At 61.7% G+C, this 20,189-nt stretch carries 17 protein-coding genes and 2 tRNA genes; 4 read left to right on the forward strand and 15 right to left on the reverse strand.

What is annotated here, in order from left to right:
• Nucleotides 1-176: 176 nt before the first annotated feature.
• From dnaB to rnr, 7 genes are all read right to left on the reverse strand, one after another.
• Nucleotides 177-1,574: a replicative DNA helicase gene (gene dnaB / locus I8746_RS00565; RefSeq protein ID WP_003249571.1), complete on the reverse strand. Its 1,398-nt coding sequence runs from the start codon at nucleotides 1,572-1,574 to the stop codon at nucleotides 177-179.
• Between the two features lie 113 nt (nucleotides 1,575-1,687).
• Nucleotides 1,688-2,134, reverse strand: a complete 447-nt coding sequence (rplI, locus tag I8746_RS00570) for a 50S ribosomal protein L9 (protein WP_003249568.1) — start codon at nucleotides 2,132-2,134, stop codon at nucleotides 1,688-1,690.
• A 20-nt stretch (nucleotides 2,135-2,154) separates the two neighbouring features.
• Entirely contained in the window at nucleotides 2,155-3,018 is an 864-nt protein-coding gene (locus I8746_RS00575; protein WP_012053856.1) for a hypothetical protein, read from the reverse strand.
• Nucleotides 3,019-3,051: 33 nt separating this feature from the next.
• Nucleotides 3,052-3,282 (reverse strand): 30S ribosomal protein S18, encoded by a 231-nt coding sequence (gene rpsR, locus I8746_RS00580; protein ID WP_003249563.1) that lies wholly within the window; start codon nucleotides 3,280-3,282, stop codon nucleotides 3,052-3,054.
• A 28-nt stretch (nucleotides 3,283-3,310) separates the two neighbouring features.
• Nucleotides 3,311-3,736, reverse strand: a complete 426-nt coding sequence (rpsF, locus tag I8746_RS00585; RefSeq protein ID WP_003249557.1) for a 30S ribosomal protein S6 — start codon at nucleotides 3,734-3,736, stop codon at nucleotides 3,311-3,313.
• Nucleotides 3,737-4,025: 289 nt separating this feature from the next.
• The gene (gene rlmB, locus I8746_RS00590; protein ID WP_014754614.1) at nucleotides 4,026-4,772 is read right to left on the reverse strand and encodes a 23S rRNA (guanosine(2251)-2'-O)-methyltransferase RlmB; all 747 of its coding nucleotides are present in this window, start codon (nucleotides 4,770-4,772) and stop codon (nucleotides 4,026-4,028) included.
• Nucleotides 4,769-7,342 carry a ribonuclease R gene (rnr, locus tag I8746_RS00595; RefSeq protein WP_003249552.1) on the reverse strand — a complete coding sequence of 858 codons (2,574 nt, stop codon included), beginning with the start codon at nucleotides 7,340-7,342 and terminating at the stop codon, nucleotides 4,769-4,771. The genes rlmB and rnr overlap by 4 nt, the downstream gene beginning before the upstream one ends.
• A gap of 272 nt (nucleotides 7,343-7,614) precedes the next feature.
• On the opposite strand from rnr, the gene I8746_RS00600 reads away from it, so the two are divergent.
• The 4 genes from I8746_RS00600 (at nucleotide 7,615) to I8746_RS00615 (ending at nucleotide 10,695) form a co-directional block, all read left to right on the forward strand.
• Nucleotides 7,615-7,701, forward strand: a tRNA-Leu gene (locus tag I8746_RS00600).
• A gap of 88 nt (nucleotides 7,702-7,789) precedes the next feature.
• A tRNA-Leu gene (locus tag I8746_RS00605) sits at nucleotides 7,790-7,876 on the forward strand.
• Between the two features lie 240 nt (nucleotides 7,877-8,116).
• A complete protein-coding gene (locus tag I8746_RS00610; protein WP_003249550.1) occupies nucleotides 8,117-9,130 on the forward strand; it encodes an extracellular solute-binding protein in 1,014 nt (337 codons plus the stop codon).
• Nucleotides 9,130-10,695 carry an iron ABC transporter permease gene (locus I8746_RS00615; protein ID WP_012053858.1) on the forward strand — a complete coding sequence of 522 codons (1,566 nt, stop codon included), beginning with the start codon at nucleotides 9,130-9,132 and terminating at the stop codon, nucleotides 10,693-10,695. The genes I8746_RS00610 and I8746_RS00615 overlap by 1 nt, the downstream gene beginning before the upstream one ends.
• Before the next feature lie 84 nt (nucleotides 10,696-10,779).
• Here the strand turns inward: I8746_RS00615 and I8746_RS00620 are convergent, their stop codons facing one another.
• The 8 genes from I8746_RS00620 to hfq all read right to left on the reverse strand — a co-directional run bounded on the left by I8746_RS00620 (nucleotide 10,780) and on the right by hfq (nucleotide 20,150).
• Nucleotides 10,780-11,247 (reverse strand): DUF2867 domain-containing protein, encoded by a 468-nt coding sequence (locus I8746_RS00620; RefSeq protein ID WP_012053859.1) that lies wholly within the window; start codon nucleotides 11,245-11,247, stop codon nucleotides 10,780-10,782.
• A gap of 69 nt (nucleotides 11,248-11,316) precedes the next feature.
• Nucleotides 11,317-13,251 (reverse strand): methyl-accepting chemotaxis protein, encoded by a 1,935-nt coding sequence (locus tag I8746_RS00625; RefSeq protein WP_012053860.1) that lies wholly within the window; start codon nucleotides 13,249-13,251, stop codon nucleotides 11,317-11,319.
• A gap of 339 nt (nucleotides 13,252-13,590) precedes the next feature.
• Nucleotides 13,591-14,883: an adenylosuccinate synthase gene (locus tag I8746_RS00630; protein WP_003249542.1), complete on the reverse strand. Its 1,293-nt coding sequence runs from the start codon at nucleotides 14,881-14,883 to the stop codon at nucleotides 13,591-13,593.
• 56 nt (nucleotides 14,884-14,939) lie between these two features.
• Nucleotides 14,940-16,127 carry an ATP phosphoribosyltransferase regulatory subunit gene (locus tag I8746_RS00635; RefSeq protein WP_010955481.1) on the reverse strand — a complete coding sequence of 396 codons (1,188 nt, stop codon included), beginning with the start codon at nucleotides 16,125-16,127 and terminating at the stop codon, nucleotides 14,940-14,942.
• Between the two features lie 301 nt (nucleotides 16,128-16,428).
• Complete coding sequence (hflC, locus tag I8746_RS00640; protein ID WP_003249538.1) at nucleotides 16,429-17,298, reverse strand: protease modulator HflC; 870 nt, start codon at nucleotides 17,296-17,298, stop codon at nucleotides 16,429-16,431.
• Nucleotides 17,298-18,479, reverse strand: a complete 1,182-nt coding sequence (gene hflK / locus I8746_RS00645) for an FtsH protease activity modulator HflK (RefSeq protein WP_003249536.1) — start codon at nucleotides 18,477-18,479, stop codon at nucleotides 17,298-17,300. The genes hflC and hflK overlap by 1 nt, the downstream gene beginning before the upstream one ends.
• 96 nt (nucleotides 18,480-18,575) lie before the next feature.
• Nucleotides 18,576-19,877, reverse strand: coding sequence for a ribosome rescue GTPase HflX (gene hflX / locus I8746_RS00650; RefSeq protein ID WP_003249534.1), 1,302 nt, complete (start codon nucleotides 19,875-19,877; stop codon nucleotides 18,576-18,578).
• A 12-nt stretch (nucleotides 19,878-19,889) separates the two neighbouring features.
• Nucleotides 19,890-20,150 carry an RNA chaperone Hfq gene (gene hfq, locus I8746_RS00655; RefSeq protein WP_003249532.1) on the reverse strand — a complete coding sequence of 87 codons (261 nt, stop codon included), beginning with the start codon at nucleotides 20,148-20,150 and terminating at the stop codon, nucleotides 19,890-19,892.
• Nucleotides 20,151-20,189 lie beyond the last annotated feature (39 nt).

Consider the following 20,189-nt stretch of genomic DNA (forward strand, 5'->3'; position numbering starts at 1 on the left):
CGCGACGCAAGGCCGCTCCCACATTTGTTGCAACGCGCCAAACCTGCAAGGCCATGGTCGCCCGTTGCGCGTTGCCCTTTGCCCGCCTTGGCCGAGTTGCAACGAATGCGGGAGCGGCCTTGCGTCGCGATGGGCCGCAAAGCAGCCCCTACAAGGGCCCCTGCTAACGCAATGAGTTATTCGTCGTCATCGAAGTTGTACATACCCGGCGCCAAGTTCTCGAACCGGGTGTACTTGCCGATAAACGCCAAACGCACGAAGCCGATGGGGCCGTTACGCTGTTTGCCGATGATGATTTCCGCCACGCCCTTGTGCTCGGTCTCGGGGTGGTACACCTCGTCGCGGTACACGAACATGATCACGTCGGCGTCCTGCTCGATTGCACCGGATTCACGCAAGTCGGAGTTCACCGGGCGTTTGTTCGGGCGCTGTTCCAGCGAGCGGTTCAGCTGCGAAAGGGCAATGACCGGGCAGTTGAATTCCTTGGCCAGGGCCTTGAGCGAGCGGGAAATCTCGGAAATTTCGTTGGTACGGTTGTCACCGGCCGACCCCGGAATCTGCATCAGCTGCAGGTAGTCGACCATGATCATGGCGATTTCACCATGCTCACGGGCCAGGCGGCGGGTACGTGCGCGCATTTCCGAGGGGCTGATACCCGCTGTATCGTCGATGAACAATTTTCGGTCGTTGAGCAGGTTCACTGCCGAGGTCAGGCGCGGCCAGTCGTCGTCATCCAGCTGGCCGGAACGGACCTTGGTCTGGTCGATACGCCCCAGAGACGAGAGCATACGCATGATCAGCGACTCACCTGGCATCTCGAGGGAGAACACCAGCACCGCCTTGTCGGTCCGCAGTACGGCGTTTTCCACCAGGTTCATGGCGAAGGTGGTCTTACCCATCGACGGACGGCCGGCGACGATGATCAAGTCCGCCGCCTGCAGGCCGCTGGTCTTTTCGTCGAGATCGGTGTACCCGGTGGAAATACCGGTGATGTCGCTGTCGGAGTTGAACAGCGTATCGATGCGATCGATGGCCATGGTCAACAGTTCGTTGACGCCCACCGGGCCGCCGGTTTTTGGCCGCGCCTCGGCAATCTGGAAGATCTGCCGCTCGGCATCGTCGAGAATCTCGGCAGCGTTGCGCCCCTGCGGGTTGAACGCGTTGTCGGCGATGTCGGTACTGATGCTGATCAGCTGGCGCAACGTGGCCCGCTCGCGAATGATCGCGGCGTAGGCCTTGATGTTGGCCACCGAAGGGGTGTTCTTGGCCAGCTCGGCCAGGTAAGCCAAGCCGCCGATCTGCGAGGACAGGCCTTCCTTGTCCAACTGCTCGTGCAGGGTCACCACGTCGAATGGCTGGTTGGCGTCGGCCAACTTGTGCACAGCGCGGAAGATCAGCCGGTGGTCATGCCGGTAGAAATCGCCGTCCGACACCTGGTCCAGCACCCGCTCCCAGGCATTGTTGTCCAGCATCAGGCCACCGAGCACGGCCTGTTCGGCCTCGATGGAATGCGGCGGTACCTTCAGGGCTGCGGTTTGCAGGTCAAGCTGTTCGGAGGTGGTGATCTCGTTCATGGCCACGAAAGAATTCTGGAGGATGAAAAAGACAAAGGGCACGGCCTGTCAAAAACAGGACCGTGCCCGATGTTAACCGCCTGACTCGCAAGGAGCCAGCCAGTTAGCGCAGCTTAGGCAGCTACGACGACCACGCGTACGGTGGCTTCAACGTCGCTGTGCAGGTGCACGGCTACGTCGTATTCGCCAACCTGACGGATGGTGCCGTTCGGCAGACGAACTTCAGCCTTGGCCACTTCAACGCCGGAGGCGGTCAGGGCGTCAGCGATGTCGTGGGTGCCGATCGAACCGAACAGCTTGCCTTCGTCGCCAGCGGTGGCAGTGATGGTCACTTCCAGCTCGGCCAGTTGGGCAGCGCGGCTTTCAGCCGAAGCTTTCTTGTCAGCGGCTGCTTTTTCCAGCTCGGCACGACGCTCTTCGAACGCAGCCAGGTTGGCGGCGTTGGCAACGGTGGCCTTGCCGAATGGCAGCAGGAAGTTACGGCCGTAACCAGCCTTAACTTTTACTTTGTCGCCCAGGTTGCCCAGGTTAGCGACTTTTTCCAGCAGGATCAGTTCCATTTGGTAAAACCTCTTAACTTTTAACCTTCACCGTTCGCGGAGTCTTTCCCCGGAGGGGACTTGCGACCGCGAAAATCAATCAGGCTGTCGACAATGGCCAAAACCATCAGCAACGGATAAATCAGCTGCATGATCAGCGGTAGCGTCACGTACATCCCCACCAGCCAGAAACCGGCCAGTCGGCCCTGTGCCACCAGCCCGTGCATCAAGGCGATGCCGGCCAGCACCAGTACCAGGCTGGAAGCCGATGCCAGGATGATGAACTGCGGGCCGATAAACGGCGCCACCACCATCACTGCCACCAAGACCGCCATGGTCTGTTTCGGCAACTTCAGTTCGCGAAACTCGCGACCGAAGCCTCCAGGGTTGTACAACGCTGCCTGCCAATAGCGCGCCAGCATCAACGCCAGCACACTGAACAATTGCACCGTCACTGCTGTGGAAGCGACCAGCACAGGGCGGATCAGCTCACCGGAGAGCACCGGTTGCCCTTCGATTTGCGGCATGGCTTCGGCAAACGCCTTGGCCAGCACATCGAAGGTTTGCGCCAGCGCCAGATCAAGCACGAGGCTGAAAGCCACGGCGAACACGGCACTGGCGAGCAACACCCGGCTCCAGGGATGCTCGGCACGCAACATGGCGGCCAGGGCCAAGGCACCCGCAATCACCAGAAAGGTGATGGGATCGCCCATGACCCACACGGCCAGCCCGGCCAGCAAGCCGCCGGCGATGACCGATGTAGCATCCTTGAACCCACGCCGCAGCAGCACAAGGCTGCCGGCAGCGGCACTCAACCAGAACAGCAGCGGCAGTACCGCGCTGATGACCACCACCAGGGTGGCCTGCACACGACCGCGCATGATGAAACTTGCTAACGCTCGCATGCTAATCCCTTACTGCTTGTCGACGACCCGGTCTCAGCGGCCGTGGCTGTCGGTGTAGGGCAGCAGGGCCAGGAAGCGGGCGCGCTTGATAGCGGTAGCCAGCTGACGCTGATAACGAGCTTTGGTACCGGTGATACGGCTTGGAACGATCTTGCCGGTTTCGGATACGTAAGCTTTCAGGGTGTTGAGATCTTTGAAGTCGATCTCTTTCACGTCTTCAGCAGTGAAGCGGCAGAATTTACGACGACGGAAGAAACGTGCCATTTAATAGGCTCCTCTAAAGGTCCGTGGATTACTCGTCAGCGTTATCGCTGGAGTCGCTGTCATTGCTGTCGTCGCCTTCGGCGGAGTCAGCATGCTCAGGACGCTCGCGACGCTCACGGCGCTCGCTGCGGTTCTCTTCAGCCTTCAGCATCTCGGACTGGCCGGTAACGGCTTCGTCGCGACGGATGACCAGGTTACGGATAACGGCATCGTTGTAGCGGAAGTTGTCTTCCAGCTCGGCCAGGGCCTTGCCGGTGCACTCAACGTTCAGCATCACGTAGTGAGCCTTGTGAACATTGTTGATTGCGTAGGCCAGTTGACGACGGCCCCAGTCTTCCAGGCGGTGGATTTTGCCACCATCTTCTTCGATCAGCTTGGTGTAACGCTCAACCATGCCGCCGACTTGTTCGCTCTGGTCCGGGTGAACCAGGAAGATGATTTCGTAATGACGCATGAATGCTCCTTACGGGTTAGTAGTCTGCCAGTGAATCTGGTCAGACAAGGAGTGAATGACACTGTATGTCTTGCACGGAGGGGAGGCACATGAGCGCCTGCCAGCTCGGCAAGGGGCGCAATTGTAGAGAAGCCGGGGCGCACAAGCAAGGTGATTGGTGAATATTTGAACAGCCTGAAACATATTTACAGGCTGCGGGCCCTTTCGCGGGTGAACCCGCTCCTACAGGGGAACGCAATCACCCTGTAGGAGCGGGTTCACCCGCGAAGAGGCCGGAACAGGCCGAGAATCAGCGCTTGGCCCGACGCTGACGCACGGCCTCGAACAGGCAAACCCCGGTCGCCACCGACACGTTAAGGCTGCTGACGCTACCTGCCATCGGCAACTTCACCAGGAAGTCGCAATGCTCACGGGTGAGCCGGCGCATGCCCTTGCCTTCCGCCCCCATGATCATCACCAGTGGCCCGGTCAGGTCTTGCTGGTAGATCTCCTGCTCGGCCTCGCCAGCGGTACCCACTACCCACAGGCCACGCTGCTGCAACTTCTCAAGCGTACGCGCCAGGTTGGTCACAGCCACCAGCGGAATGACTTCTGCGGCACCACAAGCCACCTTTCGCACAACCGGCGTCAACGTTGCGGACTTGTCCTTGGGCACGATCACTGCCGTGGCACCGGCCGCATCCGCGGTACGCAGACAAGCGCCGAGGTTGTGCGGGTCGGTCACGCCGTCCAGTACCAGGATCAGCGGCGGCGTTTCTGTGCGCTCAAGCAGCTCTTCGAGCATCAGCTCGCCCCACACCTGGCTCGGACTGACCTCGGCTACAACGCCTTGGTGCACACCTTCGACCCAGGCATCCAACTCACGGCGCTCGGCCTGGCCGACCGGCACGCGGTTTTCCGCGGCCAGCGCCAGCAAGGTTTCGAGGCGTGGCTCACTGCGCCCTTCCGACAGCCAGATCTGCTTGACCCGCTTTGGATGGTGCTGCAGCAATGCCTGCACGGCGTGTACGCCGTAGATTTTTTCCAGCTGACTCATGAATTGCTCTTGTTTTTGCGTGGTGCGCCGGACTTCGGCGGGCCTTTACGGTGCTTGGTCGGTTTGCCGGACGGCTTGCCACCTTTCTCCGATTTGCTGCCAGCACTGCTGCGCGCGTCGGTCATCAGCGCTTTTTTCATCTCGCGGCTTTTACGCACTTCAGCGTTTCGCTGCACAGCATCCTTGGGGAAGTACGCTTCGGACGCTTCGCTTTTGCGGCTGCGCGGCTTGGGCGTGGCTTTCGCTTCGGTTGCCGGCTGCTGCTCGGCTTTTTCGGCAACCGGCGCGGCGCCACGCTGCTTGCGGCCGATCGGTGCGGCGAGGGTCTTTTCCGACACTTCGAAGTCGATCTTGCGCTCATCCAGATCAACACGCATGACCTTGACTTCGATGGTGTCGCCCAAGCGGAAGCTGCGACCGGTGCGCTCGCCAGCCAGGCGATGGTGTACCGGGTCGAAGTGGTAGTAGTCACCTGGCAACGCACTGACGTGCACCAGGCCCTCTACATAGATATCGGTCAGCTCGACGAACAGGCCGAAACCGGTCACCGCCGTGATCACACCCGGGAAGGTCTCGCCCACGCGATCTTTCATGAACTCGCACTTGAGCCAGTTGACCACGTCACGTGTGGCCTCGTCGGCCCGGCGCTCGGTCATCGAGCACTGCTCGCCAAGTTGCTCCAGGGTGTTTTCGTCGTACGGGTAGATACGCGCCTTGGGGATGCTCATGGCGCCGGCACGCTTGACGTGCGGGGTATCGACCTTGGAGCGGATGATGCTGCGGATGGCGCGATGCACCAGCAGGTCCGGGTAACGACGGATCGGCGAGGTGAAGTGGGTGTACGCCTCGTAGTTCAGGCCGAAGTGGCCGTTGTTCTCGGTGCTGTACACGGCCTGGCTCAGCGAGCGCAGCATCACCGTCTGGATCAGGTGGAAGTCCGGGCGACCGGCAATGCTCGCCAGCAGGGCCTGGTAATCCTTCGGCGACGGGTCCTTGCCCTTGTGCAGGCTCAGGCCCAGCTCGCCGAGGAAGGCGCGCAGTTTTTCCAGGCGCTCCGGCGGCGGGCCATCGTGCACGCGGTACAGGGCCGGTACGCCGTGCTTCTGCAGGAACTCGGCCGTGGCCACGTTGGCCGCCAGCATGCATTCCTCGATCAGCTTGTGAGCATCGTTGCGCACGGTCGGGCGAATTTCGGCGATCTTGCGCTCGTCGCCGAAGATGATGCGGGTTTCCTGGGTTTCGAAGTCGATGGCGCCACGTGTGTGACGCGCCTCCACCAGCACCTTGTACAGGTTGTACAGGTTCTTCAGGTCGGGCACGACTTCCTTGTATTCCTCGCGCAGCGCCTTGCCCTCACGGGTACGCGAGTGCTCGAGCATGCTGCTGACCTTGTTGTAGGTCAGGCGGGCATGGGAGTGGATTACGCCTTCGTAGAACTGGTAGTCGACCATCTGGCCGGCTTTGTTCATGGTCATTTCACAGACCATGGCCAACCGGTCGACATGCGGGTTCAGCGAGCACAGGCCGTTGGACAGCTCTTCGGGGAGCATCGGCACCACGCGCTCGGGGAAGTAAACCGAGTTGCCGCGCTGCTGGGCTTCGACATCCAGGGCAGAGCCCAGACGCACGTAGCTGGACACGTCAGCGATGGCCACGTACAGGCGCCAGCCACCGGAGAACAGACGCAGCTTGCCCAGCGGTTCGCAATAAACGGCATCGTCGAAGTCGCGGGCGTCTTCACCGTCGATGGTGACGAACGGCAGATGGCGCAGGTCGACACGCTTCTCTTTGTCCTTCTCCTCGACTTCGGAGCGGAACTTGCGTGCCTCCTTGACCACATCGTTGGGCCAGACGTGCGGAATGTCGTAGCTGCGCAGGGCAACGTCGATTTCCATGCCTGGTGCCATGTAGTTGCCGATGACTTCGACCACATCGCCTTGCGGCTGGAAGCGCGGCGTTGGCCAGTGGGTGATCTTGATCTCGACGAACTGGCCGATCTTGGCACCGCCGTTACGCCCGGCAGTCACCAGCACTTCCTGCTGGATCTTCGGGTTGTCCGGGGTTACGTAACCGATGCCGCCTTCTTCGAAATAGCGGCCGACCACGCTTTCGTGGGCACGGGAGATGACTTCGACCAGCACGCCTTCACGGCGGCCACGGCGGTCGACACCGGAGACGCGGGCCAGGCCACGGTCGCCGTCGAACACCAGTCGCATCTGCGACGGGCTGAGGAACAGGTCTTCGCTGCCGTCATCGGGAATAAGGAAGCCGAAGCCGTCGCGGTGGCCGGAGACGCGACCGCAGATCAGGTCCAGCTTGTCTACCGGGGCATAAGTGCCGCGCCGGGTATAGATAAGCTGGCCATCGCGCTCCATGGCACGCAGGCGGCGGCGCAGGGCTTCGATCTGGTCTTCTTCATACAGACCGAACTCTTTTGCCAGCTCCTCGCGGGCAGCAGGTTCGCCTCGGTCGGCGAGACGCTGCAGGATCAGCTCACGGCTGGGAATGGGGTTGTCGTATTTTTCCGCTTCGCGAGCGGCCTCGGGATCGAGGGATTGCCAATCGGCCATCAGAAGGGGTTCACCTTGGGGTATATAGATATGAATTCTGGCATAGGCGTATTGAAACCGGAAATGTCTGCCTTGGACAGCCCCCGCTGCAGTGCATAAACAGCAGAAATAGGCTTGTGGAATCAACAAGTTGAATTTTTTGAATTTTTTTTCGATTGGGGGCTTTACAGCCTTGGGGAGCGTCCGTATAGTGCGCACCACAACGACGGACAACCCCGAAGTTGTAGTAGAGATGAACGACGCTGTAAAGCATCAAGTAACCTCGAATGTGTGCCCAGGTGGCGGAATTGGTAGACGCGCTGGTTTCAGGTATCAGTGACCGCAAGGTCGTGGAAGTTCGAGTCTTCTCCTGGGCACCAAGTATTTTCAAGTAGCAGATGACCAAGGATCTGTTACTACTGTGTGAAAGCGAACGATAGTCGCCTTCTGCAGATGATGTAAAGCTTTGCCCAGGTGGCGGAATTGGTAGACGCGCTGGTTTCAGGTATCAGTGACCGCAAGGTCGTGGAAGTTCGAGTCTTCTCCTGGGCACCATACAAAAACCCACTAGCTTGCTAGTGGGTTTTTTCTTGCCTGCGTTTTTTGTGCCCCCTCCCCCGATACGCGCACGTCGTAGGAGCGGGTTCACCCGCGAAGAGGCCCGTACAGGCAACACACGCCCAGCCCCCCTTGCACCATGGTCTGACCATGAATTTCTCGTCACCCGGCCACTTGAGAAACAATTTCGTTTACCATTGTTTCCAAATATGTAGCCGTAAGCGAGGAAGTACCCGCATGACGATCCGCCCGCAACCGCTGATGCGTACCCTGGCCGCCGCAGTGCTGAGCCTGGTCATCGGCGCTCCGGCCGCCATGGCAGACGCACCGGTCACGCTGACCATGTACAACGGTCAGCACAAGGAAATCGGCGAAGCCATTGCCAAGGCCTATGAGGCCAAGACCGGCATTCACATCGACATCCGCAAAGGCAGCAGCAACCAGCTGGCCAGCCAGATCATCGAGGAAGGCGACCGTTCGCCAGCCGACATCATCTATACCGAAGAGTCCCCGCCCCTGAACAACCTGGGCGAGCTGGGCCTGCTGGCCAAGATTGACGACGCCACGTTGAACATGATGCCCAAGGAGTACGTTGGCGCCAACGGCACCTGGATGGGTATCACCGCCCGTACGCGCATCGTGGTGTACAACCCCAAGAAAGTCGACGAGAAAGACCTGCCAACCACGGTGATGGACTTCGCCAACCCTGAGTGGGAAGGCCGCGTCGGCTACGTCCCTACCAGCGGTGCGTTCCAGGAGCAGGCCGTGGCCATTCTGAAGATGCACGGGCGTGAAGCCACCGAAGAATGGTTGACCGGCCTGAAAGCCTTCGGCAAGACCTACACCAACAACATGGTCGCCCTGAAAGCCGTGGAAAAAGGTGAAGTGGCTGCGGTACTGGTGAACAACTACTACTGGTACGCGCTTGAACGCGAACGCGGCAAGCTGGACACCAAGCTCTATTACCTGGCCGACGGCGATGCTGGCAACCTGGTCACTATCTCCGGCGCAGGCGTGGTCAAGGCCAGCAAACACCCGAAAGAAGCCCAGGCCCTGCTCAACTGGATGGCCAGCGAAGAAGGCCAGCGCGTGATCACCCAGACCACCGCCGAGTACCCGCTGCACAAGGGCATGGTTTCTGACCGCGGCCTGAAGCCGTTCGACGAACTGCGCCCGCCGAAGATCTCGCCAGCTGACCTGGGCAATGCCGAGGAAGCCATCGAACTTGAGCGTGAGGTCGGCCTGCTCTGATGACTGCCGCCCTGTCCGAACCGGTGCCGGTACGCTTCGTACCGCGCCGCAAGCGCCCTTCCATCTGGGTAGTGCTGCCTGTGCTGTTCCTTGTGGCAATGAGCTTGCTGCCACTGGCTTATGTCGCCATCAAAGCCTGGGAGGCCGGCTGGCGCGAAGCTTTGCACCTGCTGTGGCGGCCCTTTGTCTGGGGGCTGATGCGCAACACCCTGATGCTGATGGTCGGGGTGACACTGACCTGCATGGTGGTCGGCCTGGCACTGGCCTGGCTGCTGGAGCGCAGCAACCTGGCCGGCCGCCGGTTGTGGGGCGTGGTGCTGTGCCTGCCATTCGCCGTGCCGTCGTTCGTCAGCAGCTTCACCTGGGTGTCGCTAAGTTCGGACTTTGAAGGCCTGGGCGGCGCGATCATGGTCATGGCCCTGTCCAAATACCCACTGGTGTTCCTGCCCGTTGCCGCGACCCTGCGCAACCTCGACACGTCGCTGGAGGAGTCGGCACGCACCCTGGGTTGCAGCCGCTGGGGGGTGTTCAGCAAAGTCACCCTGCCGCTGCTGTGGCCGTCGATGCTCGGCGGTGCGCTACTGATTGCCCTGCATATGCTGGTGGAGTTTGGCGCGCTGTCGATACTCGGCCTGCAAACCTTTACCACGGCGATCTACCAGCAGTTCGAACTGGAGTTCAGCAACGCCAACGCGGCCATGCTGTCTGCCGTGCTGCTGGCGATGTGCTTGGCAATGCTGTGGCTGGAACTGCGGGTGCGCGGCAAAGCCCGCCATGTACGTATCGGCCAGGGCGTAGCGCGACGTGCGCAACCGGTGCGGCTGCGCGGCTGGGCGGTGCTGGCGCAACTGTTCTGCGTGGGCCTGGCGGCGCTGGGCAGCGGCATTCCGCTGGCGATGCTCGGTTACTGGCTGAGCGTGGGTTCGTCGGCGGCATTCCCGGTGGCGGCCATCTCGAAGGCGTTGTTCACCTCGCTGTCGGTGTCGCTGGGCGGTGCCGGCTTCTGTGTGCTGCTGGCTCTGCCTATCAGCTTTTTGGTGGTGCGCTACAAAGGCCGCCTGGCGATTTGGGCTGAGCGTCTACCCTATCTGCTGCACGCCCTGCCCGGCCTGGTGATTGCCCTGACGTTGGTGTTCTTCGCCCTGCACTACGTGCCGGCGCTGTACCAGACCACGGCCTTGCTGCTGTTGGCCTATGCGCTGCTGTTCCTGCCGTTGGCGCAATCACCGGTGCGCACCGCGCTGAACAAGGCTTCGCCGACGCTGGAAGAAGCCGCACGCACGCTAGGCGCGAGCAGCTTTGCCGCGTTCTGCCGGGTGACCTTGCCGATCATCTTCCCGGCCATGGCGGCAGCCTTTGCGCTGGTGTTCCTGGATGCCATGAAAGAGCTGACGGCTACCCTGCTGCTCAGCCCGACCGGCATGACCACCCTGGCCACCGAGGTGTGGGCACACACAGCCAACGTCGAGTTCGCGGCAGCGGCGCCTTATGCTGCGTTGCTGATCGTGGTGTCGGGGTTGCCGGTTTACTTGCTGACTACGCGGATGTATCTGAACAAGGCATGAACTTCTTCGCGGGTTTGCCCTCAGGTACAGCACCGGTCTCAGGGCCTGCGCTGTACCTGTGGGGGCTCGCCGATGATCAGGCCATCAGATGTTACGCAGCATGCGCCGCACAATTGGCCCATGGGCCTTGCCGACCGGCAACATGTAAAGCCGGCCGAAGGTGTTGAAGCACTGCACCGAGGTGGTCACGCCCAAGCGCTGACACCCCTCCCCCTGATCATCTAGATCCACACTCACCATTACAGCCAGGTGCGTATCACGCGAGGTCAGGACCAGTTGCTGGTCGCTGATGGCCTCGACAGTGAAGAAGTCCAGGCGCTCACCGACGGCTGGCACATGCGTTGGATCGCCGCGAGAGAAGCCGTGGATATCGGCGACATTGAAACGGCGTGAGATAAAGTCGCGAATGCGGAAGGCCCGGGCCAGCCAGCCGGGGACGTCCGAGGTCATGGCGCAGTAGGCTTGCAGGGCGGTCATCGGGTCAGTGAGCCGTACGCTGTCACTGTGCAGGAAATTCAGGTCGGCCTGGGCAGCGATTAGTTGGGCGGACATGAGCAACTCCTTTTGTCATGTGTCGCCGACAGCATAGCAACACCGCTCCCACAAAGGACCGCGCAGGACTCAGGCCCGGAACTGGCCCAGGCTGGCGCGCAGCTGAGCCGCCAGATCATCCAGCACCTTGCTACTGGCCGTGGTCTGCATCACCACCTCAGCCGAACGCTCAGCCTGAGCATGGATAGTCTCCACTCGCCCACGCACTGCCTGCGCGCCATTCGCCTGCTGCTCGGCCGCACGGGTGGCCAAGCCAATGGCCGCATGCACCTGCTCCACCGCCGCCTGCACTGACTGCTGCCGACGCTCGTTGTCACGCAGCACCAGCAAGCCTTCGCTAGCCTTGAGCCCAGCCTGGCTGATGGTGGCCACAGCTTCCTTGGCGCCCTTCTGCAATGCTGCGATGTGCGCCTGGATATCGCCCGTAGAGCTTTGCGTCTTGCTCGCCAGTGCCCGTACCTCATCGGCCACCACGGCAAAACCACGCCCGGTTTCACCCGCACGGGCTGCCTCGATGGCAGCATTCAGGGCCAGCAGGTTGGTCTGTTCGGCAATCCCGTGAATCACCGTCAGCACCACTTCGATCTGCTCGCTCTGCTTGGCCAAGCGCTCGATCACCTGAGAGCCGGCATCCACCTGCCCGGCCAGGTTCTCGATCAAACCCGCCAGTTGGGTCGAAGTGCGGCTGTTTTCATCCGTGGCCTGGCGGATATCCACCACCTGCTGCAACGCCGCCTGCATCGCATGACTTTCGGCTTGTGCTTCATCAGCCATGCTCGACAGGTCGCGCAGGCTCGCCGCTACTTCGTCGCGCTGCAACGCGGCGGCAGCATCGGCACCGGCATTACGCTGGGCCATCGCGCCAATCTCGACACCGGTGCGCTGCGCCACTTCACCCGCCTCGCGCACAATCGGCTGCAACTTGTCGACAAAGCGGTTCACTGCTGAGGCCATGTCGCCGATTTCATCCCGGCTGTCGAGCGGCACGCGCTTGGTCAAGTCACCTTCGCCGGCTGCCAGGTCATCGAGGGCGGTAATCAACAGGCGCAGCTTGCTCAGTACCCGTCGACCAAGTACCAGGGCCACCACCAGCAGCACCCCAAGGCCGACCAGCACCAGGCCCAGACCGATACGCCAGCGCAGCTCTGCAGCGGCATCGCGCACAGTTTGCGCGGTATTGGCCTGCATGGCGGCAGCACTGCCCTGCGCCTTCTCCAGGCGCTCACGCAGGGTTTTGCCGCTGTCGGCTGCGGCACCCACCAGGCTGTCGCCAACCAGTTGCTCACCGCTGGCAATCAGCGCCGCGAAGCGCTGGTCCAAGGCCTTGAGCTCCTGGTCGATGCCCGCCGTGGAAACCCCCATCACCACCTTACCGATTTCTGCGCCATTGGGGTTGATCGAAGCTTCGACAAAGTACACCGCCGGGTCTTGTCGGGCGGCATTGATCACCTTGTCCAGCGCACGCTCGCCCTGGCCCTTGTCCATCAAAGCCTGGTTGATCGGGTTTTGCCGGTTCAGGTAACGGGTCAGGTGCTGGCCCTGTGCATCGTCGTAAACCACGAACAGCACGTTGGGGTTGCGCTGGGCACGCCGGGCAAAGTCGGAGAGCACTGGCACATCGTTGTCCCAGATCGCCCGCGGGGCAACCGAAGCCAGCAGTTCGGCCATGTCGTTGGCGGAGTCCTTGAGGTTCTTTTCCAGGGTGCTGCGCAGTTGCTGCTGTTCGCTTTGCAGGCGCTCCGACAACCCTGCGCTCAGGCGCTGGCGGGTACTGCTGGACAGGCCGTCGAGCCCAGAGCGCACATCTTGCCCGGCTTGCTCCAGATCGCTTGCGAGTTGGCGACTGTCATTACCCAGTCGCTCGCCAAGGTCAGCCTCCAGGGCAGTGACCGTGCTTCGGGTGAGCGCAACGGCAACCAGCACCTGCACCAAAAGAGCGATACCAAGGGCAACAAACACAGGCCGCAAGAGGCGGCTTCGTAACAGTGAGAGGATGGCAGACACGGTGTAACCCTCGTGTTTTCTGGCGCCACTATTTTGATGGCATCTACAGAAACTTCTTACAGCAAGGGTTGTGCCGTAGGCAGCAGGGAAATGCGCCAAGGTCTAGCAATGGGGTTTCGTGTGCCGGCCCATTCGCGGGTAAACCCGCGCCTACAACGGCCTGCGCCCAACCGCCGTTGTGTGCCCACACCCAACCAGTGTAGGAGCGGGTTTACCCGCGAATACGGCAGCGGCGGCAACGGTGGATTGCCAGTGGATTGGCCAGCCCCGGCATACCCACAAATGAAAACGCCGCGGCCCTTCTCAGGGCCACGGCGTCAGATCAGCCTGGAGGGCAGATCAGGCGAACGGATGACGCAGCACGATGGTCTCGTTGCGGTCCGGGCCGGTCGAAATGATGTCGATCGGCGCGCCAACCAGCTCTTCGATGCGCTTGATGTAGTCACGCGCAGCTTGCGGCAGCTCTTCCAGGGTTTTCACACCCAGAGTCGACTCGCTCCAGCCTGGCATCTCTTCGTACACAGGCTCCAGGCCAATGTAGCTGTCGGCATCGGAAGGCGCGTCGATGACGGCACCGTTCTCGTTCTTGTAGCCAACGCAGATGTTGATGGTTTCCAGGCCGTCCAGTACGTCCAGCTTGGTCAGGCAGATGCCCGAGATGCTGTTGACGTCGATGGCGCGACGCAGGATCACGGCATCGAACCAGCCGCAACGACGGGCACGGCCGGTGGTGGAACCGAACTCGTGGCCACGCTTGGCCAGGGTAGCACCAGTCTCATCGAACAGTTCGGTCGGGAACGGACCGGAACCTACGCGAGTGGTGTAGGCCTTGGTGATGCCGAGGATGTAGTCGAGGTACATCGGGCCGACGCCGGAACCGGTGGAAATACCGCCAGCCGTGGTGTTGGAGCTGGTGACGTACGGGTAGGTACCGTGGTCGATGTCCAGCAGCGAGCCTTGGGCGCCTTCGAACATGATGTCCTTGCCGGCGCGGCGCAGGTTGTGCAGCTCGGCGGTGACGTCGAGCATCATCGGCTTGAGCTGTTCGGCGTAAGCCATGCACTCGTCCAGCGTCTGCTGGAAGTCGATGGCTGGCTCTTTGTAGTAGTTCACCAGCTGGAAGTTGTGGTAATCCAGCAGCTCACCCAGCTTGGCGGCGAAACGCTCGCGGTGGAACAGATCACCCACGCGCAGGCCGCGACGTGCCACCTTGTCTTCGTAAGCTGGGCCGATACCACGGCCGGTGGTGCCGATCTTGGCTTCGCCACGGGCTTTTTCGCGGGCCTGATCCAGGGCCACATGGTACGACAGGATCAGCGGCGCAGCCGGGGAAATGCGCAGGCGCTCGCGCACCGGTACGCCTTTCTCTTCCAGCTTGGTGATTTCACGCATCAGTGCATCCGGGGCAACGACCACGCCGTTACCGATCAGGCACTGTACGCCTTCACGCAGGATGCCGGATGGAATCAGGTGCAGAACGGTCTTTTCACCGTTGATCACCAGGGTGTGACCCGCATTGTGGCCACCCTGGTAGCGCACTACGGCGGCAGCATGTTCGGTCAGCAGATCGACGATCTTGCCTTTGCCCTCATCACCCCACTGGGTGCCCAGGACGACGACATTCTTACCCATTACATTGGTCCTCATTCACGCAAACTTGGTTGCCGGCCTGTTGCCGACGCAGAAACTCACTGGGCCAGCGGCAGAACCTGCCAGCGCCCGTCTTGCTGAATCAATTGCCGATCACAATCCGCCTCGAGAGCAGCACTCAACGGCTGGCCAGGCAGAGCCTGAACCACACGCTGGCCCTCGTTGCGCAACTGGCAGACTTGCTGCCAGAGGGCCGCATCGCCACTGTCCGGCATCCAGATGCCGCCAGTTGGCAATACGACCTCCGCTCGCCCCAGTGTGACCAGGGTCTTCAAATCCGTGGAGAAACCAGTGGCCGGGCGCGCCCGGCCAAAGTCGGCGCCGATATCGTCGTAGCGCCCGCCCTGGGCGATCGATTGGCCTTCGCCTGGCACGAACACGGCGAACACCACGCCCGTGTGATAGTGGTAACCACGCAGCTCGCCGAGGTCGAAGTACAGCGGCAGGTCCGGGTAGCGCGACGCCAGGCGATCAGCGATCGCCAGCAGGTCGTCCAGCGCCGCCAGCACGCTGGCCGGGGCGCGACCGAGGCGCACGCGGGCTTCAGCCAGTACTTCACGACCACCGCACAGCTCGACCAGGGCGCGCAGCATGCTGCCCAGGTCTTTCGGCAGGTCGGCGGTCAGCGCCTGCACTTCATCGACAGCCTTGCGTTGCATGGCGTCGAACAGCTGCTGTTCGACCGCGCCAGACAGGCCGGCGGCACGGGCCAGGCCGCGGTAAATACCGACGTGGCCCAGGTCCATGTGCACATCCGGCACATCGGCCAGTTGTAGCGTGGCGAGCATCAGGCTGATGACTTCGACGTCGCTGGTAGGGCTGGCATCGCCGTACAGCTCGGCACCCAGCTGGATCGGGCTGCGCGAGGTGGACAGGGCACGCGGCTGGGCGTGCAGCACGCTGCCGGCATAGCACAGGCGGCTCGGGCCCTCACGGCGCAGTGTGTGCGCATCGATACGCGCTACCTGCGGGGTGAAGTCGGCGCGGAAGCCCATCAGGCGGCCGGACTGCGGGTCCACTACCTTGAAGGTGCGCTGATCCAGGTCCTGGCCGGCGCCGGTAAGCAGCGACTCCAGGTACTCGATATGCGGGGTGACGACCAGTTCGTAGCCCCAACTCTGGAACAGGTCCAACACCTGGCGGCGCGCGATCTCGATGCGCGCAGCCTCAGGTGGCAGTACTTCCTCGATGCCATCTGGCAGCAGCCAGCGGTCTACCGTTGCCATTACGCCATTTCCCCTCTGGTCCGGGCGGCTTGCCAGCAGGCAAACCGTCAGAAAAGCCGGTATCGCGCACAGCAGCGGGCAGCACTGATCCCAGCGCAGCCACCGTACCCGACACCCTCAAATTGCCTTGCGAGCTGACCAAACTGTCAACCGGCGCTGTGCCAATCAACCTTGCAGACGCAAAAAAGCCGGGAAATTTCCCGGCTGCCTCATCATACACCCCTTTTCATTCAGGATGCACCCCGCCTGGTGCATTAGCTGCCAGGCGGGGTGCCGCTGCATGAAAATCAGGGCCTGAGCATCACGGTCTGCTCTTGTCCAGGTAACGGAAGAATTCGTTCTTCGGGTCCAGGACCATCACGTCGCTCTTGCTCGAGAAGCTCTCGCGGTATGCCTGCAGGCTACGGTGGAACGCATAGAAATCAGCGTCCTGGCTGTAAGCCTTGGCATAGATAGCGGCCGCTTGGGCATCGCCATCACCACGGGTTTCTTCTGCTTCGCGATAAGCCTCGGCCAGCAGCACACGGCGCTGACGGTCGGCATCGGCACGGATACCCTCAGCCAGCTCGTTACCCTTGGCACGGTGCTCGCGGGCTTCACGCTCACGCTCGGTGCTCATGCGGTCGAACACGCTGCGGTTGACTTCCTTCGGCAGGTCGATGGCCTTGACGCGCACGTCGACCACCTCGATGCCCAGTTCCTTGCTCGCCATGCGGTTCAGCGATGCAGTGATGTCAGCCATCAGTGCATCACGTTCACCGGAAACCACTTCGTGCAGGGTACGTTTACCGAACTGGTCGCGCAGGCCACTTTCCAGACGACGCGACAGACGCTCGTCGGCGATCTGCTTCATGCCGGACGTGGCGGTGTAGAAGCGTTCAGCGTCCTTGACGCGCCACTTGGCGTAGGCGTCGACCATCACCGCTTTCTTTTCCAGGGTCAGGAACCGCTGGGTAGGCGCGTCGAGTGTCATCAGCCTAGCGTCGAACCTGCGCACCTGGTTCACGTACGGAATCTTCACGTGCAGGCCTGGCTGAACATCCGCCTGGACCACCTTACCGAAACGCAGCAGTACCGCCCGCTCGGTCTGGGACACGATGTAGAAGCTGTTCCAGGCCACAATGGCCAGGACCACGGCGGCGATCAGGGCGATCAGCGATCTATTGCTCATCAGCGGCTCTCCCTAGTACGCAGCGGCTGCTGTTGCTGTTGCATGTCCTGCGCGGCACGAGCGGCCGCATCGTTAGCCGATGGCGACGCGCTGGTGGTTGGCACGGACGGCTTGCGGCTGCCTTCGACCATCTTGTCCAGCGGCAGGTAGAGCAGGTTGCTCTGCCCGTCCTTGGTTGCCACCATGACCTTGCTCGAGTTGCTGTAGACCTCTTGCATGGTCTCCAGATACAGACGCTCACGGGTTACGTCAGGTGCCTTGCGGTACTCGGCAAGCAGCTTGGTGAAGCGGTCTGCCTCACCCTTGGCGCGGGCAATGACTTCGTCGCGGTAACCATTGGCATCCTCGATGATGCGCTGGGCCTGACCACGGGCTTCCGGCACCACGCCATTGGCATAGGACTCGGCCTGGTTGCGGGCACGCTGCTCGTCTTCGCGGGCGCGGATCACGTCGTCGAAGGCTTCCTGCACTTCACGCGGGGCTGCCGCGCTCTGTACGTTGACCTGGGTAACGGTGATACCGGTGCGGTAGTTGTCGAGGAAGCGCTGCAGGCGTTCGCGGATATCCACGGCCATCTGCTCACGACCTTCGGTCAACACCTGGTCCATCGAAGTGGAACCCACCACGTGGCGCAGGGCGCTGTCGGTCGCGTGCTGCAAGCTCACCTCAGGCTGGTCGACGTTGAGCACGAAGTCCTGCAGGTTGCTGATCTTGTACTGGACGGTCAGCGGCACCTCGACGATGTTCTCGTCTTCGGTCAGCATCTGGCCCTGCTTGGTGTAGGCACGCTCACGCGTGACGTTTTCCATGTACTTGCGATCAATCGGCGGGAAGTAGATGTTCAGGCCGGGACCGACCGTCTCATAGTACTTGCCGAAGCGCAGCACAACCGCCTGCTCCTGCTCGTCGACCACATACACGGCGCTGTACAGCCAGATTGCAGCCAGCACCGCCAGGCCGATGCCCAGCAGGCCCAGGCCACCGCCCTTGCCGACATTGCGATCACCGCCGCCACGTTTCTTGCTGCCGCCGAACATGCCATTCAGGCTGTCCTGCAGTTTGCGGAAGGCCTCGTCCAGATCCGGTGGACCTTTCTTGTCACCACCGCCGCCACCGCCACCGCGGCGGCCGCCCCAGGGATCCTGATTGTTCGAGTTGCCACCCGGCTCGTTCCAAGCCATAGCGCTCTCCATCTGATAAAGCAAAGACGCGCCCACGGCGCGCCGTCCAATGCTACAGAATGCCTGTCACTGCTGCCCGGCGACCTCGACGAGCATTTATTGCAAAGTGTGTTGCTGGACAAACACTTGCGGCTCCATGCCTTCGCGGCTGACCAGGCGATTCAGTTCGACCATGGGCAGTCGCACGCTCAGCAGGCTGCGCCCTTCTTCATCATGCTCTTCACTCTGCACGGCACCCAAGGCAAAGAATTGCGCGCGCAAGCGGGCAAAACGCTGCTCCAGGCACAGGGTACCGACAAACAGATCATCCCCCAGCAACTCGGCAACCGCCTGGCCAACCAGCTCCAGGCCACGCCCATCGCGTGCCGATACCCAGACCCGTTCCGGCTTGCCATCGGCATTGCGCTGGATCTGTGGCTCGACATCTTCGAGCAAGTCGAGTTTGTTGTACACCTCCAGGATCGGCAACCCCTCGGCACCAATCTCACCCAACACCGCCAGCACCTGCTCGATCTGCTCCATGCGCTCTGGCTCATGGGCGTCGATCACATGCAGCAGCAGGTCGGAGTTGCTCGACTCTTCGAGCGTAGCCCGAAATGCCTCGACCAGCTTGTGCGGCAGGTGGCGAATGAAGCCTACGGTGTCGGCCAGCACGATCGGCCCCAGGTCGTTGAGCTCGAGCCGGCGCAGGGTCGGGTCGAGGGTGGCGAACAACTGGTCCGCGGCATACACCTCGGATTCGGTCAGGGCGTTGAACAGCGTGGACTTGCCGGCGTTGGTATAACCCACCAGCGACACCGAGGGGATATCCGCGCGCTTGCGCCCGCGACGCGCCTGCTCACGCTGGCTGCGCACTTTCTCCAGGCGTGACTTGATCTGGCGTATACGCACCCGCAACAGGCGGCGGTCGGTTTCCAGCTGGGTTTCACCCGGGCCGCGCAGGCCGATACCACCTTTTTGTCGCTCAAGGTGAGTCCAGCCGCGCACCAGCCGCGTGCTCATGTGCTCCAGCTGGGCCAGTTCGACCTGCAGCTTGCCTTCATGGGTACGCGCCCGTTGGGCGAAGATATCGAGGATCAGCCCGGTACGGTCGAGCACACGACACTCGAACACACGTTCAAGGTTGCGCTCCTGACTGGGCGTGAGGGTGTGATTGAAAATCACCAGGTCTACCTGTTCGGCATGGACCAGGTCGTGCAACTCTTCGACCTTGCCACTGCCAATCAGGTATTTGGCGGAAGGCTGATGCCTTGTCACCGTGACCAGCGAGACGATGTCGGCACCGGCCGACAATGCCAACTCCTGAAACTCCTGCGGGTCTTCGCGCGCCTCAGGGTTCTGACCTTCCAAGTGAACGAGCAACGCCCGCTCACCACCACCGTGGCGCTCAAAGAACAATGCAGGCTCCTATCAGGCGTTGCCTGGCTCGCTGTCGCCGTGCTCGCTGTCGGTCGGGCTTGGCAGGCGGACCGGACGGGCCGGAACTACGGTCGAGATGGCGTGCTTGTAGACCATCTGGCTGACGGTGTTCTTCAGCAATACCACGAACTGGTCGAACGATTCGATCGAGCCCTGCAGTTTGATACCGTTGACCAGGTAAATGGATACCGGGACCTTTTCTTTTCTCAAGGTGTTCAAGTAAGGGTCTTGTAGCGAATGCCCTTTTGACATATGCCGCACTCCTGTAAGGATAAATAATAGAAAATCAAT

It is taken from the genome of Pseudomonas sp. USTB-Z, from assembly GCF_019691255.1.
Classification (GTDB): domain Bacteria; phylum Pseudomonadota; class Gammaproteobacteria; order Pseudomonadales; family Pseudomonadaceae; genus Aquipseudomonas; species Aquipseudomonas alloputida.